The following is a 19,003-nucleotide window of genomic DNA, read 5'->3' on the forward strand; positions in this document are numbered from 1 at the left end:
CCGGTGCCGCGACCCACCGCGACGGGGGCTGCGGGGCCGAAAACCGTGCAGCAGCTCTGCGATGCGCAGACGTGGCCTCGCCCGGTGCCGAATGTTGTTGGGCGCCTTCTGTATCAGGCCAAGGATGGGGCCCTGGAGTGCTACCAGCTCAAGTCGGTGGCACCGGATGGACATGACCCCCTCAACCATCCGGCAAGGCCCGCCGAAAAGATCTACCGCATCGTCGCGGTATCGCCCGCGACCGGAACGCCGGTCAGTCGCGGGGATGCGGTCACCGTTGAACTCGCCGAAGTAGACCCGACGGAGCCGCCGGCATTCCGGCCCTGCGACTGGGTGACCGCGACCGAGGCCGCAGGCATCATGGGCGGCCCGGTGAACGGCGAACCTTTGGGCGCGGAACCCGGCTCGGTCGACATCGCGTGCATCTACGACAAGCCACACGACGTCGGGGATGGTGTGGAAGTCGACCTGCAGACCTCGGGCGCGTTCGCCGTCGATGCGTCATCCGAGTTCGCGCTTGCCACCGGCACCGGCGACGCGGTCGGCGGCATCGGCCTCAAGGCCTCCTGCGTCGACGAATTGACCACCACACCGCCGTCCACCACGCTGGTGGTCTTGCTGAGTGGCGAGCGGATACTCCGGGTCACCCAGGGGTTTGGTTCGTGTACAAACCTGAAACGGTTCGCGCAACTGGCGATCGGGCGGATCGGCTGAGTTGTCGGTGGCTCGCAGTAGCTTGCGTGCCATGGAGCGTGGCGGATTCGGAGCGGTGTTCGGCCTACTGCTGGTCATCGGCTTCATCATTAAGTTCATCTGGTGGATTCTGGGCGCGGCGGCCCTGGTCGGCCTCTTCTTCCTGGCCCGGGCCATCGCCCGCTGGTACGCCGAACGCGAGGCCGAGTACGCCCGCTACCGCGCCGCTCTCACCGCCCGCGCCGACCAACAGCACCGCTGGGTGCTGCAAGGCGACGACCGCGGTGTCTACGGCATCGAAGGAGCCAAGCTGATGCGCCAGGTGCGCCGTCGCAGGTGAAGGGCGCCGAGCCGGCCACGGTTGTTACCATCGCGCGGTGAGCCGATATCCCAGGCGCGACGTGCTGAAATACGCCGCCGCAGCACCGCTTCTTCTCGCCGCCATGGTCACCGTCCCGCCCGCATCCGCCGCCGGTATCGCCGGCATGAGCGTCTTCCTCGACCCGGGCCACAACGCCGTCGCCGACGCGTCGATCAACCAGCAGGTGCCCAATGGCCGGGGCGGCACCAAGCCGTGCAACACCTCGGGCACCGCGGCCGGCGACGGCTACCCCGAGCACGCGTTCACCTGGGACGTCACCACCATGGTCGCGGCCAACCTGCAGAACATGGGCGTCAACACCCAGCTCTCCCGAGGCGACGACGGCTCCGTGGGCCCCTGCATCGACGAGCGCGCCGCCCGCGCCAACGCGATGCACCCGGATGCGATCGTCAGCATCCACGCGGACGGCGGACCCGCCTCCGGACACGGATTCCACGTCAACTACTCCAGCCCGCCGCTGAACGACGCCCAATCCGGCGGTGCCATGAAACTCGCCAACGCGATGCGGTCCGCCCTGATCTCCGCCGGCTTTCAACCCTCGAACTACATCGGCTCCGACGGCCTGTACGGTCGCGCCGACCTCGCCGGGCTGAACCTGGCTCAATACCCGGCCGTGCTCGTCGAACTCGGCAACATGAAGAACGCCGAGGACGCCGCCCAGATCGAAAGTGCCGACGGCCGAGCGAAATACGCGTCCGCCGTGACCCAAGGGATCGTCGCCTATCTACAAGCCAAGGCGGGCTAGCCTCCGCACCGCGATCGCGGTCTTCGCAACACTGGTTGTGGCGGCCGCGATTGTGACCTTGACCGCCGTCTACACCTACCGGCACGTACCCGCTCCGCAAAGGCAACCGATGACGTCCCCCCGAAGCGCACCGCCGCCGCAGAACGCCGACCTAGCCGCGGAATTCGCGCAACTGGCTGCGCGCCTCAACACCACGATGGGACTGGCTGTCACCGCCGTCGGAAGCACCGAGCCACCCACGACCTATGGCGACTGGCCGCAGGGCCCGGCCTGGTCGACCATCAAGGTGCCACTCGCGATCGCCGCCTACCGCCAGCAACACCAGGTCACCGCCACCATGACGGCCGCCATCACCGAATCGGATAACGCAGCGGCCGAAGCACTTTGGCAGCAGCTCGGCGATCCGGTCACCGCCGCAGGCAAAGTGCAGGAGGTGCTGGGCGAGACCGGTGACCCCACCGTGGTCGAATCACGCAAGCTGCGACCGGAATTCACCGCGTTCGGCCAGACTATCTGGTCGCTGTCGAATCAGGCGCACTTCACCGCGCGGGCGTTCTGCGACAAGCGGAACGACCCGATCTTCGCGTTGATGGGACAGATTGCGCCACAACAAAGTTGGGGCCTCGGCGCGCTGCCCGGCGCGCAGTTCAAGGGTGGCTGGGGTCCGTCGCCGGCCGGCAGATACCTGGTGCGCCAGATCGGCATCGTCAACTCGGGACGACTGGCCGTCGCCCTCGCGGCCGAGCCCGCGTCAGGATCTTTCGATGACGGCACCCGCGCCCTCGACGAAGCCACCGTCTGGCTCAGCGCCCATCTCCCGCAGCTGCCCGCCGGGCAGTGCCCGGGAAACCCTTAGACATCTCGCCAAGGTGCCGCATAATCCCTACGGAGGAGGGCTCAAGCGGTGGACCAGCGCGTCGGCACGACTTTCGGCAAATACACGATCACCGGTGTCGTCGGTAAGGGCGGCATGGGCGAGGTCTACGAGGCCTACGACAACCAGATCGGCCGGACCGTCGCCCTCAAGATCATCAATACACAATTTGCCAACGACCGCAAATACCGCACCCGATTCGAGCGCGAATCGCACGCCGCGGCAACACTGCAGGAACCCCACGTCATTCCGATTCACGGCTTCGGCGAGATCGACGGCTCGCTGTTCATCGACATGCGCCTGGTGCGCGGCAAAGACCTGGAGGGCCTGCTTGCCAGCGGTCCACTGGAGCCCGCGCGCGCCGTCGCCATCGTCGCGCAGATCGCCGCGGCACTCGACGCCGCCCACGCCGAAGGGCTCGTGCACCGGGACGTCAAGCCACAGAACATCCTGGTCACCCCGGCGGACTTCGCCTACCTGGTCGACTTCGGCATCGCCGAAACCATGGGGGAGCACACCCGGCTTACCGCGGCCAATATGCGCGTCGGGTCCTGGGCCTACATGGCGCCGGAGCGGTTTTCCGACCGGGACATCACGCCGTCCGCCGACATCTACTCCCTGGCGTGCGTGCTGTACGAGGCGCTGACCGGCCAGCTTCCCTTCCCCGCCGAGTCGCAGGGCGGCTTCGTGGCCGCGCACCTGTCGGCACCACCGCCGCGGCCCAGCCTGACGAACCCTCGCGTTCCGGCGGCGCTGGACGAGGTCATCGCGCGCGGCATGGCGAAGGAACCCGACGATCGGTACGGCAGCGCCGGCGCGTTCGGGCGGGCGGCCGAGCGGGCGCTGCGCAGCGGGGTGCGCACCGCGGTCGACCCGACGGACGAGTCGCCGACCCGGCCGGCATCCTGGCCGCCACCGCCACCGCCACCGCCACCGCCCCCGCATCAGCCGGCTCAGCAGCCGCCGACAGTCCAGCAGATGTACCCGCAGACCTTCCCTTCCGGGCCCCAGCCGGTGGTCCCCAGCACAGCTCCGACGCCGGCGACACCGCAGCGTCGCTGGTTGACTCCCGTCGTGATCGGCCTCGGCGCGGTGTTGATCCTCGGCGGCATCGGCGCAGTGGTCGGACTGCTGGCGAAGAAAGAGGACACGCCCGCGGCGTCGACAGCGACCGTCCCGCCGACCATCCCGCCGTACTCGGGCGAGACGTCCACGGTGACGCCGGAGCCGATCCCGCCGCGGCCGACCAGCGCGGCGCCGCCGCTGGTGACCGGGCCCGACCAGAGCGCCAACCACCAGAGCTGCGATCAGGGCTTCCAGATGAACGTCACCGGATACGGCTCACATGGCGGACGCGGCTCGCCGCAGACGTCGTGCTACTTCGCCAACGCGGTACTGCATGCGTACTGGAACACCTACAACAACGCCACCAACGGCGCCCGCACCGTGTCGTCGCCCGGAGCCGTCGACTGCTTCACCGTCGCCGGGGCGAACTGCGACCCGAAAAACGCGGCGAACTTCCTGATGCAGTGCGCCGGCGACGGCGCCAACCCCTGGATCAGGTGCACCGGCGGCAAGGACGCCGTCGTCTACCTGTGGTAGCCCAAAAGCGTTACAGCAGTGCGGCAATCGCGGTGGTGACGGTCAGTACCAGGGTCACCAGCCCGATGATGTACACCTGCCGGCGCGCAGTGAGCGGCGTCGGCAACGGGCGTTGGGCCAGCGTGTGCTGACGTCGTAGCGCAATCACATAGGTGACCGATGCGGCGAGGCAGGCCACCCCGGCCGGTAGCAGCGCGCCCAGCCGGTGCCCGGCGCCATGAACGTCCTTCAGCGCCAGCAGCACTCCGTTGACCAGAAACGCGAAGGACGTCCGGGACCAGGCCAGCGTCGTACGTTCTTCGGGCCCGCCTGGGCCGGTGGGGCCGGTCAACCCAGGAATACCTTCGCGATAACCATGCTCAGGGTGATCACCCCGAGCACGATGAGCCCGATCGCCAGTAGGCCGGGGGAAGGGTGCCGCGGCAGCGGCTCCCCGCGGCGCATGGCGCGGTCGGCCTGGCGCCAGCGCTGCAATCCGGTCCAGCTCGTCGAGATCGCGAGTGCGGCCAGTCCGATGCCCATGATCCGCCGCGCCCCGACGACCACCAGTTCCGGGACGAAGTTCACCAGCGCGACCGCGGCCGCGAGCAGGCCGAGCGCGGTGCGCTGCCAGGCCAGAAACGTTCGCTCGTTGGCGAGGGTGAAGCGGTAGTCGGGCTCTTGCTCTTCGATGACGTCTTCGGGGGGACCATCGGTAGCCACGGTGCACATCGTAGATTCGGTCGGGTGCTCAAGGCGCTGTTATTCGATGTCCAGGGAACCGCGACCGACTTTCACTCGACGGTGTGCGACGAGGCGCGCCGCATCAGCGCCGGCCGTGACTCCGGCGTGGATTGGCCCGAGGTCGTCCGCAATTGGCGGGCCGGCTACTTCGCGGCCCTGGAACGCCGGCCGAAGCAGGACACCTGGGTTTCGGTGCACTCGGTATACCGGGACGTCCTGGACACGGTGCTGGCCGGCGCCGGTTTCACCGACCTCACGCCCGCCGAGCGTGACGAGCTCGCCCTGGCCTGGCAGCGATTGCGTCCCTGGCCGGATGCGGTGGCGGGGCTGACCCGGCTGCGCAGCACCTACGTGCTGGCGACGCTGTCGAATGCCGACGTCAGCGCGGTGATCAACATGTCCAAGCGTGCCGGCCTGCCCTGGGACGCGATCTTCACCGCGGAGATGGCCGGGGTCTTCAAACCCGATCCGGCCGCCTACCGGATGGCGGCCACATACCTCGGCCTGCCACCCGGCGACATCATGATGGTGGCCAGCCACAAATACGACCTGCGCGCCGCCGCCCAACTCGGATTCCGGACCGCCTTCATCGCGCGACCGCTCGAATTCGGCGCCGACGGTGTGGCCGACGTTGCTTACTCAGACGAGTTCGACGTCAACGCTTGTGATTTCGCCGATCTCGCCGACCAGCTCGTAGGGTGAGGCACATGCACTCTCTCTCCAAGGAACAGCTGTGGAGGCAGCGCACCGAGTGGCCGCTGGCCGCGGTAGCCGTCGCCTTCCTGATCATGTACTCGGTGCAGATCCTGGCCCGGCCACACGGGTCCGAGGCGCGCATCCTGTGGTTCCTGTGCTGGGTTGCCTGGGCCATGTTCGTCGGGGACTACTTCGCGCGCCTGGTGCTGGCGGACAACCGCCGCGAATGGTTTCTGCTGCACATCGTCGACCTGCTGATCGTTTTACTACCGTTCCTGCGGCCGTTACGGATGGTGCGCCTGATCGTGCTGCTGGGCGTGTTGCAGAAGGCCGTCGGTCACGCCGTGCGGGGGCAGATCCTGATCTACACGGTGTCCGGGGTCCTGCTGTTGGTCTATACGGGTGCGCTGGCGGTGTTGGACGCCGAACGCCAGCAGGTCGGCACCACGATCAACAGCTTCGGCAAGGCGGTGTGGTGGGCCATCACCACGGTGACCACCGTGGGTTACGGCAATCTCTATCCGCTCACCGTGACCGGACGCGTGGTCGCGGTCCTGCTGATGATGGGCGGCATCACCCTGATCGGTGTGGTGACCGGGTCGCTGGCCTCGTGGATCGTGCAGCGGGTTTCCGAAACCGACACGGCCAATCAGGTGGCGACCGCGGCGCAGATCGAAGAACTCCGCGGTGAGATCCGGGAGTTGGCGGAACAGCTGCGGATGACCCGTGCTGAATCGGGCGCCAAGGCCGCCCATCCCGCGGGCCGGTGATATTGCCGGCGCTATCACGATCGCGACCGCATCATGCCTTGGTTTGCAGAGACGAGAGTGACGGATGTGACTCGAGTCCACTGCACCCGGCGCGGGTGTCGGACAGCCGAGCTCGTCACATCAGTCACTCGCGTCTCGGCCGAGCTCGGCATGACTGCCGCTGGAACTTGATAGCGCCGGCGCTATCACTGGGTCGAGAGATGTCCCTCGGGTCTCCGGGAGCCGGTAGGTACACCAGAGGCTCATCACCACCAGCGCCGCCAGCATGAGACCGATGCTCCAACTGCCGTAGCGCACGCTGAGCGGTTCGGCGATCAGCGGTGGAACGGCGCCGCCGAGAATGCCGGAGATGTTGATCGCCAGCCCCGCGCCGGTGTAGCGGTGCGACGTCGTAAACAACTCAGGCACAAAGGAAGTCATCGGAGCGTAGGCGAACGCGGCAATCCCGTACGTTCCGGCGATCGCCACCGCGAACAACGTCGCGTTGTCGGCGTCGATCAACGGCAGCACCGCGAAAGACCACGGCAAGCCCAAAGCCCACCCAGCCTGGATGACCGGTCGGCGCCCGACCCGATCCGACAAGCCCGCCGAGACCGGCACCACCGCCGTCCACACCAGCCCACCGAGCAACCCGGCGAACAGGATTGCGTTGCGGGACAGGCCCAATTGGCTGTGGGCATAACCCGTCAGATAGGTGCCGGCCATGAACACGAACGCGAACAGCGCCACAAAGCTGCCCGATGCCAGCAACACGGTGCCCCACTGCTGTCGCACGACTTCCGCGAGTGGCATTCGCGGAAGGGCGGTCTGGCCGGTGAACACCGGGGTCTCCTCGATGCTGACCCGCACGTACAACGCGAAGGCGACCAGCAAACCGCTGAGCAGGAACGGAATTCGCCATCCCCAGCTGAGGAACGCCGGGCTGGCCTCGCCGACGGTGGCGTTGACGAGCAGAAAGGTCACGCCGGTCAGCACCATCGCGATCCCGGCGCCGACGGCCGTGAAGATGCCGTAACGGCCGCGCTGATCCGCCGGTGCGTATTCGGCTGCCAGCAAGGCCGATCCGGCCCACTCGCCGCCGACCGCGATCCCCTGCAACAGGCGCAGCATCAGCACGATCAACGGCGCCGCGACACCGATCGTCGCCGCACCCGGCGTGAGACCCACTGCCACGGTGGACAAACCCATGATCAGCAACGTCGCGACCAGCGTCTTCTTGCGCCCGACCCGATCGCCGAAGTGACCGAACACGGCTCCGCCCAAGGGCCGCGACACGAAAGCGGCGGCGAATGTCCCCATCGAAGCGATCGTCGCCAGGGCCGGGCTCAGGTTCGGGAAGAAGACTGTTGGGAACGTTAGAGCCGCGGCGGTACCGTAGGTGTAGAAGTCGTAGAACTCGACGGTGGTACCCACCATGCACGCGAACGCAATACGCCTGACCTTCACGGCGCCTCCTTCCACGCGCAACCACTGCCAGGCGTTATCACCGTGCTAGTTTTGGCCGAGATGTTCCACCGCCGCCTCTTTGAAGCCCAGCATGTCATGCAGCCTTCCGCACGGTCACACGAACAGGCCCGCCAAAAAGCCGAAGCCCTCAAGGGGTTCGTCGCAGCGGGCGACAGCGTGTTGGACGTCGGTTGCGGCACCGGGTTGCTGTCGGTCTATCTGCGCGACAGGTACGGGGTGGCGCCGCACGGCATCGACGTCACGGACTCCCGCAAGGCCGACATTCCGTTCACCGAATTCGACGGCACCTCAATCCCTTTCCCGGACAACTCGTTCGACCACGTCATCCTCAGCGAGGTGTTGCACCACAGCCAGGACCCGGTCAGGTTGACCGCCGAATGCGAACGCGTCGCGCGCCGGCGCATCCTGGTGTTCGAGGACATGCCCGAGGGCCTGGTCGGCAAGCTTGCGTTGCAGGCGCAGGTGCGGGCGTTCACCCGCTCCCACCGGTACCCTTTCCGACCGGCACGCCTGGACGAGTACCGCCAGGCACTGGCCTGGTTGGCCACGAGGGCCGTTAGCGTGCACAGGATTTGGCAATCACCAAAGTGGTTGACGGCCTGTACGCGGGTGCTGATCGTCTGCGACCTCACCAGCTAACCGGCAACACCTTGATGCCGTGAATGAACTGGGACAGCAGCCGCCGGGGTTCTGCCGTCGCTACGATCTCCGGCATCTCGCGGCGCAACTCGTCGAACACCACCCGGATCTCGCGGCGGGCCAGGTTGGCGCCGAGGCAGAAGTGGGCACCGCCGCCACCGAACCCGACATGCGGGTTGGGGTTGCGCGCCACGTCGAACCGCCACGGGTCGGCGAACTTCGCCTCGTCCCGGTTGGCCGAGCAGTACCACAGCGAAACCTTGTCGCCCTCAGCCAGTTTGGTGCCACTCAGCTCGAAGTCACGGGTCAGGGTGCGCCGCATGTACACCACCGGTGAGGCCCACCGCACGATCTCCTCGGTCGCCGTGTGGGCCAGGCCGTCGTAGTCCGCCCACCACTTGTCCCGTTCCCCGGGGAAGCGGGACAGCGCCAGCACCCCGTGGCTGATCGCGTTGCGAGTGGTCTCGTTTCCGGCCACCACCAGCAGGATGAAGAACATCGCGATCTCCGACGACGACAGTCGCTCGCCGTTCACCTCGGCCTGCACCAGGGCGGTGGTCAGGTCGTCGTGATGATCTGCGCTCGAACTGCGACGGTCCTCGGCCATCTTGGTCGCGTAGGCGCCGATGTCCATCGAAACCTGAAGAAACTCACCGAAATCGGTGGCCAGGTCGGGGTCGCCGAAGCCGAGAATGACGTTGGTCCAGTGGAAGATCGTCTGGTGGTCTTCTTCGGGGATGCCCATCATGTCGCAGATGATCTGCAGCGGCAGCGGCCCGGCGATCTCGCTGACCAGGTCGGCCTGCCGATCGGGGTGGTTGGCCATCATCGAGGTCACCAGCTGGTGGGCGCGATCGCGCACCGAGGCTTCGATGCGGGCCACCACCTTCGGCGTGAACGCCCGGCTGACGATGGAACGCAGCCGCTGGTGGCGTGGATCGTCCATCACGATCATCGAGCCGAAGTACTCGGCCAGTTCCGGCGTCTGATCGTTGATGGTGATGTTGGGGCTGGAGCTGAACACTTCCGGGTGGCGGCTGGCGAAGAACACGTCGTCCAGCCTGGTCAGTGCCCAGTGCCCGTTGCCGCCGGTGAACCCTTCCATCTCGATTGCGGGCCAGAACGAGATGGGCGCTTCGCGCCGCAAGGTGGCGAAGGCGCCGTCGCGGTAGTCGTCGTCGAGTGCCCAGAAATCCAGCGAGCCCAGCGCGATGTCGGCCAGCGGTATCTCGGGCGGAGGCGTCCCGTTCGCTCTGGGCTTGAGTCCCGAGTGCGCGTCAGTCTTGAGGTCCATGCATCCTCCTTTGCCTCCTCACCGTTGAGGAGGTGCCACCGGCGAGCCTAGACCGCCTCAGCGCGAGGCCGCGTCAGTGCGAACACATCGTGTGTCCGGGCGTCCCCGTCGAGTGCGCGTCATTGACCACGTTGCCGTCCACCACGATCTTGCACGCGATGGTGCCCTGTCCCTGCGCGCTCAGCACGTAGACCTGGCCACCGAAGCCCTGGAAGTCCGTCGACCACGGCAGCGGCACGTTCACCGCTCGCTGCTGACCGTGCTGGGTCTGGTACGAGATGTACTCGGCCATGCCGGTGCCAGTGACCTCGTAGTGAACCTGCGGGAATGCGCCCGGCGGAAGGAAAGGATCCGCGTGCGCCACACCGTAGGTGGCGCCGAAGGCGGTGCCGGTGGCAATCAGGATCGAAGCTGCACGACGAATGGTCATGGTTGTCATCGTGTCATCACCCGCCGCGCCACACCAGAGTCAGTCCCGGTACCGCTCGCGCGGTCTGCCGCTAGATGTCACTTCGCCACACGCTTAGGGTGAAGCGGATAACCGAAAGAGGTGGCTGATCGATGACGCAGAGTGGCGTTAAGCGAGTGGTGGTGTGGGGCACCGGCTTCGTGGGCCGGATGGTGATCCCGGAGATCGTCAAGCACCCGCTCTTCGAGTTGGTGGGTGTCGGTGTCAGCAACCCGGACAAGGTGGGCCGCGACGTCGGCGAAATATGCGGTCTGGACGAACCGGTCGGCGTCACCGCCACCGACGACGTCGACGCGCTGATCGCGCTCAAACCCGACGCGTTGGTGCACTACGGACCGACCGCGATGCACGCCAAGGACAACATCTCGCTGATCACCCGCTTCCTGCGCGCCGGTGTCGATGTGTGCTCGACGGCGATGACGCCGTGGATCTGGCCGACCATGCCGCAGAACCCGCCCAACTGGATCGCCCCCATCACCCAGGCCTGCGAGTTGGGGGAGGCGTCGTGTTTCACCACCGGCATCGACCCCGGCTTCGCCAACGACCTGTTCCCGATGACACTGATGGGCCTGTGCTCGGAAGTGAAGCGGGTGCGCGCCTCCGAGTTGCTGGACTACACCAACTACGAGGGCGACTACGAGCGGGAGATGGGCATCGGACGTGAACCCGAGTTCAGCCCGATGCTGGAGAACCGCGACGTGCTGATCTTCGCGTGGGGCGCCACCGTGCCGATGATCGCGCACGCCGCCGGCATCATGCTCGACGAGATGACCACGACCTGGGACAAGTGGGTGACGCCCACCGACCGCAAGTCGGCCAAGGGGGTCATCAAGGCGGGCAACGTCGCCGCCGTCCGGTTCACCATCAACGGGCTCTACCAGGGCGAGACGCGGATCCAGCTCGAGCATGTCAACCGCATCGGGCTCGACGCCGCCCCGGACTGGCCGACGGGCCACGACAACGACGTCTATCGGGTGGACATCGAAGGCACGCCCAGCATCTTCCAGGAAACCGCGTTCCGTTTCACCGACGGCTCGGGCCGGGACGCCGCGGCCGCCGGATGCCTGGCCACCGGCCTGCGGGCGCTCAACGCCGTTCCGGCGGTCAACGAGCTGTCCCCGGGCTGGGTCACCGCGCTGGATCTGCCACTCATTCCAGGCGCGGGTACGATCCGCTGACCAGCGCTCATACAGCCGGCGCATAGCCGATACTGAGAATGCCTATAGGTTTTACCGAGAAAATGAGTCGGGGGACACGGGGGTGAGTCCAGATGGCAGATGGAGCTAGGCCCGCGCTGGGCCTGTCGATCGGTGCCACCAACCTCGCCGCCGTCACGCCCGACCACGCCCTCACCCGCAAGCCCGTCGTGACCCTCTACCGGCAGCGTCCGCCCGAGGTCGGGATCCCCTCGGAGAATCCCCGGCTGGACGAGCCCGGTCTGGTGATCACCGACTTCGTCGACCGGGTGGGCGACCGGGTCGGCATCGTGGCGGCCGACGGTTCGGTGCACCGCAGCGAGGCCCTGGTCGCCGACGGGTTGCGGGCGCTGGCCTACGCGGCCACCGGGGGCCGCGCGCTGCCCGACAACGTCGCGGTGACCTATCCGGCCCACTGGGCGCCGACGGCGGTCGACGCGTTGGGCGGCGCGGTGAGCCGGGTGGCGGAATGGTCGCACCAGGCCACGCCGGTCACCTTGATCCCCGACGCGGCGGCTGCGTTGTTCGCGGTGCGGGCAAACCCGGGAATTCCGGCGCGCGGCACCGTCGCGGTGTGCGATTTCGGTGGCAGCGGAACCAGCATCACCTTGATCGACGCCGGCGCCGACTACCAGCCGCTGGGCCCGACCGTCCGGCATCACGACTTCTCCGGCGACCTGATCGACCAATCGCTGCTGAGCTACGTCATGTCCGAGATGCCTGCGACGGGTTCCTTCGACCCGTCGGCCACCGCCGCGATCGGTTCGTTGACGCGGCTGCGGGCCGCCTGCCGCGGCGCCAAAGAGCGGCTCTCCGCGACGACGGCGACCACACTCGCCGAAGAGGTGCCGGGACTGCGCGGGGAGATCCGGCTGACCCGCAACGAACTCGAGGAGACGATCCGCGGTTCGCTGACCGGGGTACTGGGCGTCCTCGAAGAATCGTTGCGCCGCAACGCAACCGGTTTGGTCGCGATCGTCTCTTTCGGCGGCGGCGCCAACATCCCGGCGGTGACCACGTCGCTGTCCGGACGGTTCGGAGTGCCGGTGATCACCACGCCGCGCCCGCAACTGACCGCCGCCATCGGTGGGGCGCTACGCGCGGCACGCGGCCCCGCCGACGTCAGCGCGACGACGTTGACGCCGGCCGCGCCCCCCGCGCCGTTGGTTCCGGCGCCGGAAATGCCCCCCGTCGAGGAATTCCACGACGTGCCCGACGCGGCTGCGGTGTCGGCGATGCAACCCGCGCTGGCCTGGTCGGAAGCCCAGGACGAGTCGCGGGTGATGCCTGCGGTTGCGTCGGGTTCCGGCTCCGGCTCCGGCTCCGGCTACACAGCCGCCCGGCCGCAGATGAAGTTCGAGCACGAAGAGCGACCCGAACCCGAGCGCAAGGCCTCGCCTATTCCTTGGTACAGGCTGCCGGCGGTGATCATCATCAGCACCATCGTGGCGGTGCTGCTGGTCGGCACTGCGGTGGCGATCGGGTTGACCTCGCACGGCAGTAAAGGCACCAAGTCTCCTGGCGTGAACACCACGCCCCGCAGTTCTGCGCCTGCGCCCACCGAGAGCACCAATTCCGAGCCGCCGCCGGCCTCGACGCCCGAGCCCGCACCGACGACGCAAGCGCCCGCGCCACCCCCGCAGACTCAGGCTCCGGAACCGGTACAGACCTCTCAGGCGCCGCCGCCCACCAGCGAAGCGCCCGCGCCGGTGACCACCACGGTCCCACCGCCGGTGACCACCCAACCGCCCGTCACCACCCAGCCGCCGGTGACCACCGCACCGCCGGTGCCGCAAATCCCGCAGCTGCCGGGACCCGCCAACCCGAATCCGCCTGCGCCCCCTGCTATCCCGCAGCTACCGCAGATTCCGGGGCTACCGCAGATCCCCGGAATCGGCCACGTGCCGAAGGCCGGCTGACCGGTTTACGTACCAGCCTTCTCGCGGTCCTCGCGGTCCTGCTTGGTCGCCTCGATGATCTGCTGGTTGAATTCCTTGTCTTTCTCCATGTTGTCTTTGACGCGCTGCTCCGCCTCTTCCTGCAGCTCCTCGAGCGACTTGTTCTCGTCCTCGGCATTTTCGTCGGCGTCGGCGGCCCGCTCGCTCTCGGCGGTGTTCTTCGCGCGGCTACCGTCTTCGTTGTCGCCGTCGTTGCCGCTTTGTTCGGCGGGCGCGTCGTCGGTCTTGTCTTCTTTCTTATCGCTGGCCTCGGACCCCTCTGACTTGGCTTTGGCCGCAGGCGAATCGTCGTCCTCGGCGTATTTCGGGTTGCCGTCGTCGTCGAGCCATTCGTTGACCGCGGTACCGGTGATGGTCTTGCCGGAACCGGGCATCACCAGAGTGGGCTTGTCCTCGTAGGCCGTCATCATCTCGGCGGCCTTCTCTTTGGCATCCTCGTCCGGCTCGGGCTTCTCGCCGGATTGCTGGACGCCGTCGTTGCTGTCGTCGTCATTCTCGTCGGCCTCGGCCGTACTCACCGCACCGTCATCGGTGTTGCTGTCGTCCTGACCAGCCGATTCGTCCTCGTGCGCGCTCATACGTGTGGCCCCCTTATGGAGTTGCTATGCGACCCGACCCAATGTGGGGGTTACCACATCGGCGTCGAGCCGAAACTCCCGTTACTGCCGCTTTGCCAACACCAGGGACGCCAGCGGAATCCGCATCGGCTCGGGCGCCCTGGCCAGACGCTCGGCGACACCGGCCGCGAGTTGCTCGATGAAGTCCACTCCGCGCGGATCGTCGAACCCGCCGCTCAGACCCGCCCGCAGGGTCGGAAACAGCGCGGCCCGGGCGAACGCCGCCCACTGCGCGCCGAAAGCCTCTGCGTCCGAATCCTTTTGATACCTGGCCCAGAACCGGTCGTCGGCATTGAACATGTCGAGCTGCTCGATGGTGAGACCTTCGAACCAGCCGCGCGGTGCGAACGGGGCGCGGAAATCCTTCTCGGTGCGAGCCACCACGGGAATCACCATGCGCCGCACCTCTTCCCGTCGCACCAGGCCGTGCTCGGCCAGCTCTTCCAGCGTCGCCATCAGCGCCTCGTTCAGTGGGCGGTAACCGAACTCTCCGTCCTCATCGAGGGCCATGGTGAGCACCACCAGCCGGCCACCGGGACACAGTTCCCGGCCCCGGAAGGCGACGAAGTCATTCCAGTCCAGCGCCGACCGGTGCTCATAGGCTCGCCGGGCATCGGTGTTGCTGCTGAACGCGACCTGCACGTGGTCGGCGACCTCCGGGGCGCCCTCGGGCACCCGGCTCAGCCACTGGACCGCCCACGACGACCAGCCGAGGTTGACCGTGCCGGTGGGCAGGATCTGCTGGTAGAAGGAGCGGCCGATGGCGGAGGTGAAACTGGCCGCGTCATTGTTCAGGTAACTGTCCGGGTCGTCGGCCAGGGTGTGGAACAGGGCGGTGAAGTCGTTCTCGGGCACATCGGTGTGCGCCACCAGGATGGCGTGATCGTGGCGAGTGCGAGCGCGTAACACCTCGACCGCGGTGGCCATCGGCTTCAGCGAGTTGTGGCCGGTGGCAGCACCGTAGTCGGCGACGACGACCGGTTGCGGCGGTCTGGGCAACGGGACCTGTTGGGCCGCCTGCTCGAACAGCGCGACGGCGGGCAGCAGTCCGGCCGCCTGCAACCGTGACGACTGGGTGTAGGTCGCCGATTCCATCGGCTCGGGCCGCACCACCACGCTCGATTCGGGCAGGCGGACCCTGGGCTGCTCAGTTCGGCGCGGGGTAGCTGACACCGGTGAGCCTTTCCGAGATCTCCCAAAGTCGTTTGCAGTCATCATCATTGGCGGCCCGCTTGGGTATCTTTGCCTCGGTGACCCCGCCGCCGGCGGCCTCGGCGAACCCGCGCGGTCCGTAGAACGCGCCGCCCTCGGCGCCGGGGGTGACGGCCGCGTACAGCGCCGGCAGGATGCCTTCGTCGATCTCCTGCCACAGGAACGGGGCGTACTTCCAGGACGTCGTATACAGACGCTGCATCAGCGCCGGCTTGTCCCGGCCGTGTGACGGTCCGCTGATCTGCAGGTTGGTCTTGGTGAGTCCCGGGTGCGCCGCGTTGGACGTGATGCCCCAGCCGCCCTGGCGGCTGCGCCGGTCCAGTTCGCGGGCGAACATCAGCGTCGCCAGTTTCGACTGTCCGTAGGCCGCCATCGAGGCGTAGGACTTCTCGAACTGCAGGTCGTCGAAGTGGATGCGGCCACGGCGCGCGGCGATGCTGCTCAACGACACCACGCGGGGGGCCCGCGCCGCGCGCAGCAGCGGCAACACCTGCCCGGTGAGGGCGAAATGTCCGAGATGGTTACTGCCGAACTGCAATTCGAAGCCATCCGCGGTGGTGTCGCGCTCGGGTGGCGTCATGACACCGGCATTGTTGATCAGGATGTCGATCGGGCGGCCGTTGGCGTTGAGCTGGGCGCCCAGGGCATGGACGGAGTCCAGCGATGACAGGTCCAGTGGCTTGATGGTCAGGCTGGCGTCGGGGACCGACTTGCGGATCTCTTCGATGGCGGCCTCGCCCTTGCCCTGGTTGCGGATGGCCATCACGACGTCGGCGCCGCCCGCGGCCAGGCGCTTGGCCAGGCCGAAGCCGAGGCCGCTGTTGGATCCGGTGACAACCGCCAGCTTGCCGGTCAGATCGGGCACCGTGGCGACGAGATCGTTGGCCATCTGAGAACTCCTTGTCCGGTTGCTGCGTCTGTGGTCGCAAACAGTGTCCCCTGTCGCCGCCGTGCGTGACACACTGCCTGGATGAATAGCAGACGGGTCGCCAAGGCTTCGTTGATCCTGGCGATTGTGACGCTGGTCGTGTCGGTCGCCGGCTTCATCACCACGCTGGTGCTCAACGTCTTCTTCCTGGACGACTACGACGCCTACGGTGAGGTGCCCGTACCAGGATCCGGGAGCGTGCATCTGCCTGCCGGGCAGGCGACCGTCAGCCTGCATACCCTGGTCATCGGCGGGACCGACGGCGGCGGCCTACCGGTGCCGCCGATGCGCATCTCGATCACCCCGCCGGACGGCGTGCCGCAGCCGGAGGTCACCGAAAGTATCGGCAGCACAACGACAGTCAACAATGACGCACATATCCGGGTGTGGAATGTCCAGGTACCGGCCGATGGCACCTACCAGGTCATGACCGATGGCCAGGTCAACGGATACATCAACCCGCGACTGGCTTTCGGGCATCAGAGCTCGTATGGGTATCTGGTCTGGGTTTTCGTGGCGCTGTTCGTGGTCGGGTTGGTCGACCTGACGTTGTCGATCATGTGGCTGGCGCGGGTGCGCCGGAGGCCGGTGCCTTCGGTCGGCGGCGGGTATGCCGTCGTCGCGCCGCCGGCGGCGTACGAGCCCTCAGGCGAGGGCGTGCGGGTCGAGCGCCTGAAAACTCTTGCCGCGCTGCGGGACTCGGGTGCGTTGACTGAGGAGGAGTTCCAGGCGGAGAAGCGGCGGGTTATGGAGGGGCTGTAGCTCGCGCAGGGTCTGTGTGGGCATAGGTGGGCGAGCGCCCGCGTGTTGCCGAAGACGCGCCGCTGTGGCTGGCATTTTGCGGTCGCTCGCGCAGGGTCTGTGTGGGCATAGGTGGGCGAGCGCCCGCGTGTTGCCGCAGACGCGCCGCTGTGGCTGGCATTTTGCGGTCGCTCGCGATTGAAAGCAGAGGGCGCGGTCGCTCGCGAGGGGGCGCGGAGCGCGCCGCAAGGGTCTCGCGAGCCGGGCAACCGACTTAGTGCCCGCGCTTCACCCACTCCTCGTAGTGCACGATCTCGTCGCCGATCGTCGTGCTGTCGCCGTGGCCGGTGTGCACTATCGTCTCCCCGGGCAGCTTGCCCAACCGCTCGGAGATCGACTGCAGGATCGTCGGGAAATCCGAGTAGGACCGGCCGGTAGCCCCTGGCCCGCCGGAGAACAGGGTGTCACCGCTGAACACCACACCCAGATCGTGGACGTACCAGCACACCGATCCAGGTGAGTGCCCCGGGGTGTGGATGGCCCGCAACTCAGTGCCACCCACCTTCAGCGCGTGCCCTTCGGAGATCGGCTCAAAGTTGCTGTCCGGGTGCGTCATCTGCCACAGCACTTCGTCGGCGGGGTGTAGCAACACCGGCGCGTCGAGCTCTTTACCGAGTTCCGGAGCCACCGTCACGTGGTCGTTGTGGCCATGCGTGCACACCACCGCCACCACGTGACGGCCGTCGACGGCCTCGATGATCGGCGCCGCGTCGTGCGCCGCGTCGAACACCACGACGTTGGAGTTGTCGCCCACCAGCCAGATGTTGTTGTCGACTTCCCAACTGCCGCCGTCAAGTTCGAACGTGCCGTGGGTGACCAACCGGTCGATGACCACCATTAGAGAATCACCACCGAACGCAATACCTTGCCGTCGTGCATCTTGTGAAACGCCTCCTCGATGCCGTCTAGCCCGATTCGCTCGGAGACAAACTTCTCCAGCGGCAGCCGGCCCTGCAGGTAGAGGTCGATCAAGGTGGGGAAGTCGCGCTCGGGCAGGCAGTCGCCGTACCAGGACGACTTCAGCGAGCCGCCGCGGGAGAAGAAGTCCACCAGTGGCATGTCCAGGCGCATGTCCGGCGTCGGCACTCCTACCAGCACCACGGTCCCGGCGAGGTCGCGGGCGTAGAAGGCCTGCTTCCAGGTCTCCGGCCGGCCGACGGCGTCGACCACCACGTCGACCCCGAAGCCGTCGGTGAGGTCCTGAATGGTCTCCACGACATCGAATTCGCGGGCGTTGACGGTGTGGGTGGCGCCGAACTTGCGGGCCCACTCAAGTTTCGCGTTGTCGGTGTCGACGGCGATGATCTTCTTCGCCCCGACCAGCGCGGCACCGGCGACCGCGGCGTCGCCCACGCCGCCGCAGCCGATCACCGCGACCGTGTCATCACGCGTGACGCCGCCGGTGTTGATCGCCGCGCCAAGGCCCGCCATGACCCCACACCCGAGCAGGCCCGCAACGGCCGGGTCGGCCTCCGGATTGACTTTGGTGCACTGCCCGGCCGCCACCAGCGTCTTGTCGGCGAACGCTCCGATGCCCAGTGCGGGCGTCAGTTCGGTGCCGTCGGTCAGCGTCATCTTCTGCTCGGCGTTGAAGGTGTCGAAGCACAGATGCGGCCGGCCTCTCCGGCAGGCCCGGCACTGCCCGCACACCGCGCGCCAGTTCAGGATCACGAAGTCGCCGGGTTCGACGTGGGTGACGCCGGGACCGACCGCTTCGACCGTGCCGGCGGCCTCGTGCCCGAGCAGGAACGGGTACTCGTCGTTGATGCCGCCTTCGCGGTAGGTCAGGTCGGTGTGGCACACACCGCACGCGGTGATGTCGACGACGGCCTCGCCCGGTCCGGGGTCGGGGATGACGATGTCGACCAACTCGACGGGTTTCCCTTTGCTCCGCGAAATGACGCCGCGCACTGTCTGACTCATGGCCTCCAAACTAC

The 19,003-nt window shown here is 67.3% G+C and carries 21 protein-coding genes; 11 read left to right on the forward strand and 10 right to left on the reverse strand.

The features are described 5' to 3' along the window. Window positions 1–84 precede the first annotated feature (84 nt). The 5 genes from ACNQS7_RS31750 to ACNQS7_RS31770 all read left to right on the forward strand — a co-directional run bounded on the left by ACNQS7_RS31750 (window position 85) and on the right by ACNQS7_RS31770 (window position 4,296). Window positions 85–714: a hypothetical protein gene (locus ACNQS7_RS31750; protein ID WP_418015687.1), complete on the forward strand. Its 630-nt coding sequence runs from the start codon at window positions 85–87 to the stop codon at window positions 712–714. A 31-nt stretch (window positions 715–745) separates the two neighbouring features. Continuing rightward, the gene (locus tag ACNQS7_RS31755; protein ID WP_418015688.1) at window positions 746–1,033 is read left to right on the forward strand and encodes a hypothetical protein; all 288 of its coding nucleotides are present in this window, start codon (window positions 746–748) and stop codon (window positions 1,031–1,033) included. A gap of 103 nt (window positions 1,034–1,136) precedes the next feature. Beyond that, on the forward strand, window positions 1,137–1,820 hold the full coding sequence (locus ACNQS7_RS31760) for an Rv3717 family N-acetylmuramoyl-L-alanine amidase (protein ID WP_418016233.1): 684 nt from the start codon (window positions 1,137–1,139) through the stop codon (window positions 1,818–1,820). A gap of 109 nt (window positions 1,821–1,929) precedes the next feature. Next, window positions 1,930–2,676: a hypothetical protein gene (locus ACNQS7_RS31765; protein WP_418015689.1), complete on the forward strand. Its 747-nt coding sequence runs from the start codon at window positions 1,930–1,932 to the stop codon at window positions 2,674–2,676. A gap of 48 nt (window positions 2,677–2,724) precedes the next feature. Beyond that, complete coding sequence (locus ACNQS7_RS31770) at window positions 2,725–4,296, forward strand: protein kinase domain-containing protein (protein WP_418015690.1); 1,572 nt, start codon at window positions 2,725–2,727, stop codon at window positions 4,294–4,296. Window positions 4,297–4,306: 10 nt separating this feature from the next. Here the strand turns inward: ACNQS7_RS31770 and ACNQS7_RS31775 are convergent, their stop codons facing one another. After that, a complete protein-coding gene (locus ACNQS7_RS31775) occupies window positions 4,307–4,627 on the reverse strand; it encodes a DUF202 domain-containing protein (protein WP_418015691.1) in 321 nt (106 codons plus the stop codon). Then, a complete protein-coding gene (locus ACNQS7_RS31780) occupies window positions 4,624–5,007 on the reverse strand; it encodes a YidH family protein (RefSeq protein ID WP_418015692.1) in 384 nt (127 codons plus the stop codon). The genes ACNQS7_RS31775 and ACNQS7_RS31780 overlap by 4 nt, the downstream gene beginning before the upstream one ends. Window positions 5,008–5,022: 15 nt before the next feature. Here ACNQS7_RS31780 and ACNQS7_RS31785 point away from each other — a divergent pair, with 15 nt between their 5' ends. Together ACNQS7_RS31785 and ACNQS7_RS31790 are read left to right on the forward strand one after the other, a co-directional pair. After that, entirely contained in the window at window positions 5,023–5,721 is a 699-nt protein-coding gene (locus ACNQS7_RS31785) for a haloacid dehalogenase type II (RefSeq protein ID WP_418015693.1), read from the forward strand. 5 nt (window positions 5,722–5,726) lie between these two features. Next, the gene (locus tag ACNQS7_RS31790; RefSeq protein ID WP_418015694.1) at window positions 5,727–6,485 is read left to right on the forward strand and encodes a potassium channel family protein; all 759 of its coding nucleotides are present in this window, start codon (window positions 5,727–5,729) and stop codon (window positions 6,483–6,485) included. Between the two features lie 120 nt (window positions 6,486–6,605). Here the strand turns inward: ACNQS7_RS31790 and ACNQS7_RS31795 are convergent, their stop codons facing one another. Further along, complete coding sequence (locus ACNQS7_RS31795; RefSeq protein WP_418016234.1) at window positions 6,606–7,901, reverse strand: MFS transporter; 1,296 nt, start codon at window positions 7,899–7,901, stop codon at window positions 6,606–6,608. A gap of 90 nt (window positions 7,902–7,991) precedes the next feature. Between ACNQS7_RS31795 and ACNQS7_RS31800 the strand changes: the two genes are divergently transcribed. Then, entirely contained in the window at window positions 7,992–8,591 is a 600-nt protein-coding gene (locus ACNQS7_RS31800; RefSeq protein ID WP_418016235.1) for a class I SAM-dependent methyltransferase, read from the forward strand. Here ACNQS7_RS31800 and ACNQS7_RS31805 read toward each other — a convergent pair. Further along, window positions 8,581–9,885, reverse strand: a complete 1,305-nt coding sequence (locus ACNQS7_RS31805) for a cytochrome P450 (RefSeq protein WP_418015695.1) — start codon at window positions 9,883–9,885, stop codon at window positions 8,581–8,583. The two genes, ACNQS7_RS31800 and ACNQS7_RS31805, sit on opposite strands and share 11 nt — an antisense overlap. A gap of 73 nt (window positions 9,886–9,958) precedes the next feature. Beyond that, complete coding sequence (locus ACNQS7_RS31810) at window positions 9,959–10,315, reverse strand: MmpS family transport accessory protein (RefSeq protein ID WP_418015696.1); 357 nt, start codon at window positions 10,313–10,315, stop codon at window positions 9,959–9,961. Between the two features lie 131 nt (window positions 10,316–10,446). Here ACNQS7_RS31810 and ACNQS7_RS31815 point away from each other — a divergent pair, with 131 nt between their 5' ends. Together ACNQS7_RS31815 and ACNQS7_RS31820 are read left to right on the forward strand one after the other, a co-directional pair. Further along, window positions 10,447–11,532, forward strand: a complete 1,086-nt coding sequence (locus ACNQS7_RS31815) for a dihydrodipicolinate reductase (RefSeq protein ID WP_418015697.1) — start codon at window positions 10,447–10,449, stop codon at window positions 11,530–11,532. 92 nt (window positions 11,533–11,624) lie between these two features. After that, window positions 11,625–13,469: an Hsp70 family protein gene (locus tag ACNQS7_RS31820; RefSeq protein ID WP_418015698.1), complete on the forward strand. Its 1,845-nt coding sequence runs from the start codon at window positions 11,625–11,627 to the stop codon at window positions 13,467–13,469. 5 nt (window positions 13,470–13,474) lie between these two features. Here the strand turns inward: ACNQS7_RS31820 and ACNQS7_RS31825 are convergent, their stop codons facing one another. The 3 genes from ACNQS7_RS31825 to ACNQS7_RS31835 form a co-directional block, all read right to left on the reverse strand. Next, the gene (locus ACNQS7_RS31825) at window positions 13,475–14,086 is read right to left on the reverse strand and encodes a hypothetical protein (protein WP_418015699.1); all 612 of its coding nucleotides are present in this window, start codon (window positions 14,084–14,086) and stop codon (window positions 13,475–13,477) included. Window positions 14,087–14,167: 81 nt separating this feature from the next. Beyond that, a complete protein-coding gene (locus ACNQS7_RS31830; protein WP_418016237.1) occupies window positions 14,168–15,220 on the reverse strand; it encodes an SAM-dependent methyltransferase in 1,053 nt (350 codons plus the stop codon). 52 nt (window positions 15,221–15,272) lie between these two features. After that, window positions 15,273–16,226 (reverse strand): SDR family oxidoreductase, encoded by a 954-nt coding sequence (locus tag ACNQS7_RS31835; RefSeq protein ID WP_418015700.1) that lies wholly within the window; start codon window positions 16,224–16,226, stop codon window positions 15,273–15,275. Window positions 16,227–16,307: 81 nt separating this feature from the next. Here ACNQS7_RS31835 and ACNQS7_RS31840 point away from each other — a divergent pair, with 81 nt between their 5' ends. Then, window positions 16,308–17,027 carry an SHOCT domain-containing protein gene (locus tag ACNQS7_RS31840; RefSeq protein ID WP_418015701.1) on the forward strand — a complete coding sequence of 240 codons (720 nt, stop codon included), beginning with the start codon at window positions 16,308–16,310 and terminating at the stop codon, window positions 17,025–17,027. Window positions 17,028–17,280: 253 nt separating this feature from the next. Here ACNQS7_RS31840 and ACNQS7_RS31845 read toward each other — a convergent pair whose 3' ends face one another. Next, window positions 17,281–17,904, reverse strand: a complete 624-nt coding sequence (locus tag ACNQS7_RS31845; protein ID WP_418015702.1) for an MBL fold metallo-hydrolase — start codon at window positions 17,902–17,904, stop codon at window positions 17,281–17,283. Further along, window positions 17,904–18,989, reverse strand: coding sequence for an S-(hydroxymethyl)mycothiol dehydrogenase (locus tag ACNQS7_RS31850; protein ID WP_418015703.1), 1,086 nt, complete (start codon window positions 18,987–18,989; stop codon window positions 17,904–17,906). Before ACNQS7_RS31850 ends, ACNQS7_RS31845 begins: the two co-directional genes overlap by 1 nt. Between the last annotated feature and the right edge of the window lie 14 nt (window positions 18,990–19,003).

The organism is Mycobacterium sp. 23, from assembly GCF_048287075.1.
In the GTDB taxonomy this organism is placed as follows: Bacteria; Actinomycetota; Actinomycetes; order Mycobacteriales; family Mycobacteriaceae; genus Mycobacterium; species Mycobacterium gordonae_B.